Consider the following 6,000-nt stretch of genomic DNA (forward strand, 5'->3'; position numbering starts at 1 on the left):
GGGCGGCCGGCACCGGCGCAGCGCTCTACAATGGGCGCATGCAGATTGGCCCCTACAACATCCAGCCCAACGTGGTGCTGGCGCCGATGGCCGGTGTCACCGACAAGCCCTTCCGCCTGCTGTGCAAACAGCTGGGTGCAGGCTTGGCTGCCTCGGAGATGACCATCTCCGATCCGCGCTTCTGGAACACCCGCAAATCGCTCCACCGCATGGACCATGCCGGCGAACCGGACCCGATCAGCGTGCAGATCGCCGGTACCGAGCCGCAGCAGCTGGCCGAGGCGGCGCGCTACAACGTGGACCACGGCGCGCAGATCATCGACATCAACATGGGCTGCCCGGCCAAGAAGGTGTGCAACGCCTGGGCCGGTTCGGCGCTGATGCGCGATGAGGATCTGGTCGCGCGCATCCTGACCGCGGTGGTCAACGCGGTGGACGTGCCAGTCACCCTGAAGATCCGCACCGGCTGGGACTGCGACCACCGCAATGGCCCGCGGATCGCCCGCATCGCCGAAGACAGCGGCATCGCCGCGCTGGCCGTGCACGGCCGTACCCGCGACCAGCATTACACCGGCACCGCCGAGTACGAGACCATCGCCGCGATCAAGGCGGCGCTGCGCATTCCGGTGATCGCCAACGGCGACATCGATTCGCCGCAGAAGGCCGCGCAGGTGCTCAAGCAGACCGGCGTGGATGCGGTGATGATCGGCCGCGCCGCGCAGGGCCGCCCGTGGATCTTCCGCGAGATGGCGCATTACCTGGCCACCGGCGCGCTGCTGGCGCCGCCCTCGGCCGCCGAGGTACGCGATCTGCTGCTGGGCCACCTGCATGCGCTGCATGATTTCTATGGCGAGCAGCAGGGCGTGCGCATCGCGCGCAAGCACCTGGGCTGGTACGCCAAGGACCGGCCGGAAAACGCCGCCTTCCGTGCGGTGGTCAATCGCGCCGAGGATGCCGCCAGCCAGGTCGCCCTGACCACCGAATATTTCGACGCCCTCGCCGCCGGCGAATCGTTGTCGTCCGCTGCCTGAGCCTTCGCCATGACCCCGCCCATCACTGCACCGACCTATCTCCACGGCTTCTCCGATACCGAGCAGCACCGCCTGGTCACCCAGTCGCGCCTGTTCGAATCGAGCATCTTCAGCGGCATCGATTACGGCGGTGCCACGCGCCTGCTGGAAGTCGGCAGCGGCGTGGGCGCACAGACGGACATCCTGCTGCGGCGGTTCCCGGAGCTGCACGTCACCGGCGTGGACCTGAGCGAGGCGCAGCTGGCCACCGCCGCCACCAACCTGGCCAGGACGCCGTGGTGCCGCGAGCGCTACACGCTGCTGCAGGCCGATGCCGGCAACCTGCCGTTCGGCGCGCGCGAGTTCGATTCGGCCTTCCTGTGCTGGGTGCTGGAGCATGTGCCGTCACCGGCGCGGGTGCTCAACGAAGTGCGCCGCGTGCTGGTGCCGGGTTCGCCGGTGTATGTCACCGAAGTGATGAACGCCTCGTTCCTGCTCGATCCGTACTCGCCGCATATCTGGCGCTACTGGATGGCCTTCAACGATTTCCAGTACGACCACGGTGGCGATCCGTTCGTCGGCGCCAAGCTCGGCAATCTGCTGCTGGCCGGTGGCTTCCGCGATGTGCACACCGAGATCAAGACCATCCACCTGGACAACCGCGAACCGGCCCGTCGCAAGACCATGATCGCGTTCTGGGAGCAGCTGCTGTTGTCGGCCGCCGATCCGCTGCTGGAGGCCGGCCTGGTCGACCAGGAAACGGTGGACGGCATGCGCCGCGAATTCAGCCTGGTCCAGAACGATCCGAACGCGGTGTTCTTCTTCTCCTTCGTGCAGGCCCGCGCAACGGTGTATTGATCGCGGCGCGGCGCTAGCGCGTTGCCCAGGCGACCAGGGTCACCACGACCGCTGCCGCCAGCAACACCCAGATACCCAGTCCGCCCCGATCCCCCGGGGCCACCGTGCTGCCACCGGCGGTGTTGCGGGCGCCTTCGCGCGGGCGTGCGGTGGGTGTGTTGCCCACTTCCAGGGTGCCGGTGGCCGGCCGCTGGCTGCGCTCGGTGAGTTTGTTCTGCATGCGTCGCGCGCGCTCGGGATCGACCTTGCGCAGCTCGTCCAGCAGCACCTGCTGCTGGCGTTCGCGGTCCGGCTGCGCCTTGGCCTTGCGCATGATCTCGCGCAACGGCACCGCCGGCTGCTCGGCGGAGCGGCCCGGGGCCAGCTCCAGCAGCAGCGCGCGATACTCCGGCGGCACATCGGCCAGCCGGGTGTAGCGCGTGCCATTGATTTCCATGTCGAACCGCTCGGTCACGGTGCCTCCGTCCAACCTGCCTTCGGTGCCATCACATCGGTGCCCGGCGGCGCATGCCAGATGCGCTGCCACAGGGCCGCGAACCGGCGCTTCAGCATCGTCCTGCCCTGCTCCCCTTCATACGCCGGGCGCAGCTGTCGCGGTGTGATCGCGGCCCAGCCCTCGCCCTCGGCCCGCGCGACCGCGAAGGTGAAGGTGTACTCCGGCTCCAGGCCCATGCGCAGATCGCTGAGCCGCAGTTCGCCATCGACCACCTGGGCACGCATGAAGCCGCGGTTGAACCAGTTCAGCCGCTGCACGGCCGGCAGCTCGGCCGCCTGGCGCAGGGCCTGCACATGGGAGGGATGGCCCTCGAAGGTCATCGGTCCGTGGTCGGCGATCAGCGAACGCTCGCCGATCACGTAGCCGTTGGGCGTCATCGCCACCACCTGCCAGAGCAGCGTGTTGAACGGCATCGCCACCGAGAAGCGCGGCGCATCGCCCAGCCCCATCGCCGCCAGTGCGCGGTCGGCTTCGCGATCGACGGTGTGCTTGGCCAGCAACGACCAGCCCAGGTAGCCACTGCTGAGCACCAGCCCGGCCACCAGCGCCTTCTGCGCCAGCGGGCGCGCCCGCGCGAACCACGCCACTGCGCAGGCGAGCAGCAGCCACACGGTGTACAGCGGGTCGATGATGAAGACGCTGGCCCACATCGTCGGGGGCGGGGTGAACGGCCACCACAGCTGGGTGCCGTAAACGGTGAAGGCATCCAGCAGCGGATGGGTGATCAGCGCCAGCAGGATCGCCCAGAACCAGCGCCCCGGCGCCTGCGCCACGCGGCCGTGACCGAACCGTTTGAACAGCCACCAGATCAGCGCGGCCACCCACGGCAGCACCAGCAGCGAGTGGCTGTAGCTGCGGTGTTCGACCATCAGCGCCACGGGATCGGCAGCCGTGAAGGCCAAGACCAGCGCATCCAGGTCCGGCAGGGTGCCGAGTGCGGCACCGGCCAACAGGGCAGCGCGGCGATGGCCGGCCGGGGCGATGGCGGCGGCGACCGCGCCGCCGAGAACGATCTGGGTAAAGGAGTCCATCGGCCGATGCTAGCAGCCGGGACTGGCCCTGCGCCTCTGCCCTTCTGCTCAGGCCGCTCTGGCCAGTGCGGCGCTGCCGGGAAGCGCCGCCAGGGTCTGCCCGGTGTGATCCAGCAGCCGCAGGCTCCCATCCGGCTCTTCGGCCAACGCGGTCAGGCTTTCCACCCAGTCGCCGTCGTTGGCATAGATCAGCCCGTCGCGTTCGACCAGCGCGGCGCGGTGGATATGCCCGCAGACGATCCCGTCCAGTCCGCGCCGCCGCACATCCGCAAGCCCGGCCTGGACGAAACGTTCGATGTAACGCTCGGCCGCGCCGCTGCGCTTCTTGAGGAATTCGGAGAGCGACCAGTAGCGCTGGCCGAGCCGTCGTCGCACGGCGTTGAGCAGGTGGTTTCCGGTGAGGATGCGGTAGTACAGCCAGTCCCCGAACTTCTCCTGCAGACCCCCGAAGTGGGTGACACCGTCGTAGTCATCGCCGTGCACGACCAGCAGCCGGCGCCCGTCCGCGGTCACGTGGATCGCCCGCCGACGCACCTGCATGGCCGGCAGCATCAGCCCGCAGACCTTGCGCAGCGAGGCATCGTGGTTGCCCGGGATGTAGATGATCTCGGTGCCGGTGCGCTGCAGCGCGTGCAGCGCCTGGATCACCTCGCTGTGGGCCGGCCGCCAGGCGGCCCGGCGGTGCGCCATCCACCACAGGTCGATGATGTCGCCCACCAGATACAGGCGTTCGCAGCGCAGCTCGGCCAGGAACCGGGCCAGTTCGGCGGCATGGCAGTGGCGTGAGCCCAGGTGCACGTCAGACAGGAAGACGGCCCGCCGATGGGGCGCCAGGGTGGTGACGGGCCGCGTGGCAGCCTCCCGCGCGTCGCGCTGCTCGAATGCGTGCATGGCGTGCTCCTCAGGTCCGGCGGCCGGATGCGCCGAAGCCTGCACGGCCCCGGCGACAGCCCGATGGCGGTTTGACGACGGGCCGGTGACACGACTCCGGCCTCGCGAGCATCCGGGCGCCGGCGCATCGGCGTTGGCGGCAGGCCATTTGTCACGCCCGTGGAACACTGGGCGGCGACGCTGGGCCCCAATCCCGTCACACAGGGCCCTGCGACGGGCACGCGGGCTTAACCACGGGCAACCCGTGCTGACGCACAATGCAAGTGCGCGACTTGCCGTGTATCATTCGCGGCCATCTTTCCATCCGAATCAAAGGATATTACGCCTGATGTCCAGCTACCTGTTCACCTCCGAATCGGTCTCCGAAGGCCATCCGGACAAGATTGCCGACCAGATCTCCGATGCGGTGCTGGACGCGATCCTGACCCAGGACAAGCGTGCGCGCGTGGCCTGCGAAACCATGGTCAAGACTGGCGTGGCCATCGTCGCCGGTGAAATCACCACCAGCGCCTGGATCGACCTGGAAGCCTTGACCCGCAAGGTGATCCTGGACATCGGCTACGACAGCTCCGACGTCGGCTTCGACGGCGCGACCTGCGGCGTGTTGAACCTGATCGGCAAGCAGTCGCCGCACATCGCCCAGGGCGTGGACCGCAAGAAGCCCGAAGAAATGGGCGCTGGCGACCAGGGCCTGATGTTCGGTTATGCCACCAACGAGACCGACAGCTACATGCCGGCCGCGATCCACCTGTCGCACCGTCTGGTCGAGCAGCAGGCCAAGATCCGCAAGAAGAAGAACTCGCCGCTGTCCTGGCTGCGTCCGGATGCCAAGAGCCAGGTCACCCTGCGCTATGAAAACGGCGCCGTCTCGGCCATCGACGCGGTGGTGCTGTCGACCCAGCACGCCCCGGGCGTGAAGCAGAAGGACCTCATCGAGGCCGTCCGCGAAGAGATCATCAAGCCGGTGCTGCCAGCCAAGTGGCTGCACAAGGGCACCAAGTTCCACATCAACCCGACCGGCAAGTTCGAGATCGGCGGCCCGGTGGGCGACTGTGGCCTGACCGGCCGCAAGATCATCGTCGACACCTACGGCGGCTGGGCCCGTCACGGTGGTGGCGCGTTCTCGGGCAAGGATCCGTCCAAGGTCGACCGTTCGGCGGCTTACGCGGCCCGTTACGTCGCCAAGAACGTCGTTGCCGCCGGCCTGGCCGACCGTTGCGAAGTGCAGGTCTCCTACGCCATCGGCGTGGCCGAGCCGACCTCGATCTCGGTCACCACCTTCGGCACCGGCAAGATCAGCGATGACAAGATCGAGAAGCTGATCCGCAAGCATTTCGACCTGCGCCCGTACGGCATCATCCAGATGCTGGACCTGATCCACCCGATGTACCAGCAGACTGCGGCCTACGGCCACTTCGGCCGCAAGGCCAAGGAGTTCAGCTACACCAACGGTGCTGGCGAACAGGTCAACGCGACCGCCTTCTCCTGGGAGAAGACCGATCGCGCCGCCGCCCTGCGCGCGGATGCGAAGTTGAAGTAAGACCTCGAAAGGGCCGCGAAAGCGGCCCTTTCACTTTGTAGGTAGTGCCGGCCGCTGGCTGGCTGGCCGCGCGCAGCGCGGCAACTATCGAAGAAGCAACGACGGGCCGCGATAGCGGCCCGTCGTCGGTTCAGCCTGCCGGCCAGCGGCCGGCCCAACCGGGCCTGCCCTCGC

At 68.1% G+C, this 6,000-nt stretch carries 6 protein-coding genes; 3 read left to right on the forward strand and 3 right to left on the reverse strand.

All coding sequences use genetic code 11. The annotated features are described in order from the left end of the window. The first annotated feature begins 38 nt into the window (after positions 1-38). Positions 39-1,031 carry a tRNA dihydrouridine synthase DusB gene (dusB, locus tag QMX81_RS14345; RefSeq protein WP_282262427.1) on the forward strand — a complete coding sequence of 331 codons (993 nt, stop codon included), beginning with the start codon at positions 39-41 and terminating at the stop codon, positions 1,029-1,031. 9 nt (positions 1,032-1,040) lie between these two features. Beyond that, positions 1,041-1,868: a methyltransferase domain-containing protein gene (locus QMX81_RS14350; protein WP_121042748.1), complete on the forward strand. Its 828-nt coding sequence runs from the start codon at positions 1,041-1,043 to the stop codon at positions 1,866-1,868. Between the two features lie 13 nt (positions 1,869-1,881). Here QMX81_RS14350 and QMX81_RS14355 read toward each other — a convergent pair whose 3' ends face one another. Genes QMX81_RS14355 through QMX81_RS14365 form a run of 3 tightly spaced genes read right to left on the reverse strand, consistent with a single transcriptional unit; the run spans position 1,882 to position 4,286 of the window. Continuing rightward, entirely contained in the window at positions 1,882-2,322 is a 441-nt protein-coding gene (locus QMX81_RS14355) for a hypothetical protein (protein WP_282262434.1), read from the reverse strand. After that, the gene (locus QMX81_RS14360; RefSeq protein WP_282262436.1) at positions 2,319-3,395 is read right to left on the reverse strand and encodes a metal-dependent hydrolase; all 1,077 of its coding nucleotides are present in this window, start codon (positions 3,393-3,395) and stop codon (positions 2,319-2,321) included. Before QMX81_RS14360 ends, QMX81_RS14355 begins: the two co-directional genes overlap by 4 nt. 48 nt (positions 3,396-3,443) lie before the next feature. Then, positions 3,444-4,286: a UDP-2,3-diacylglucosamine diphosphatase gene (locus QMX81_RS14365; RefSeq protein WP_282262438.1), complete on the reverse strand. Its 843-nt coding sequence runs from the start codon at positions 4,284-4,286 to the stop codon at positions 3,444-3,446. A 328-nt stretch (positions 4,287-4,614) separates the two neighbouring features. Here QMX81_RS14365 and metK point away from each other — a divergent pair, with 328 nt between their 5' ends. Continuing rightward, positions 4,615-5,826, forward strand: a complete 1,212-nt coding sequence (gene metK / locus QMX81_RS14370) for a methionine adenosyltransferase (RefSeq protein WP_019182462.1) — start codon at positions 4,615-4,617, stop codon at positions 5,824-5,826. Positions 5,827-6,000 lie beyond the last annotated feature (174 nt).

It is taken from the genome of Stenotrophomonas sp. PS02301 (genome assembly GCF_029959485.1).
In the GTDB taxonomy this organism is placed as follows: domain Bacteria; phylum Pseudomonadota; class Gammaproteobacteria; order Xanthomonadales; family Xanthomonadaceae; genus Stenotrophomonas; species Stenotrophomonas maltophilia_Z.

What these genes read in the sequence shown, in the direction of transcription:
- metK (WP_019182462.1), top strand. Translation starts at nt 4,615, where the DNA reads ATGTCCAGCTACCTGTTCACCTCCGAATCGGTCTCCGAAGGCCATCCG.
- dusB (WP_282262427.1), top strand. Translation starts at nt 39, where the DNA reads ATGCAGATTGGCCCCTACAACATCCAGCCCAACGTGGTGCTGGCGCCG.
- QMX81_RS14350 (WP_121042748.1), top strand. Translation starts at nt 1,041, where the DNA reads ATGACCCCGCCCATCACTGCACCGACCTATCTCCACGGCTTCTCCGAT.
- QMX81_RS14365 (WP_282262438.1), bottom strand. Translation starts at nt 4,286, where the DNA reads ATGCACGCATTCGAGCAGCGCGACGCGCGGGAGGCTGCCACGCGGCCC.
- QMX81_RS14360 (WP_282262436.1), bottom strand. Translation starts at nt 3,395, where the DNA reads ATGGACTCCTTTACCCAGATCGTTCTCGGCGGCGCGGTCGCCGCCGCC.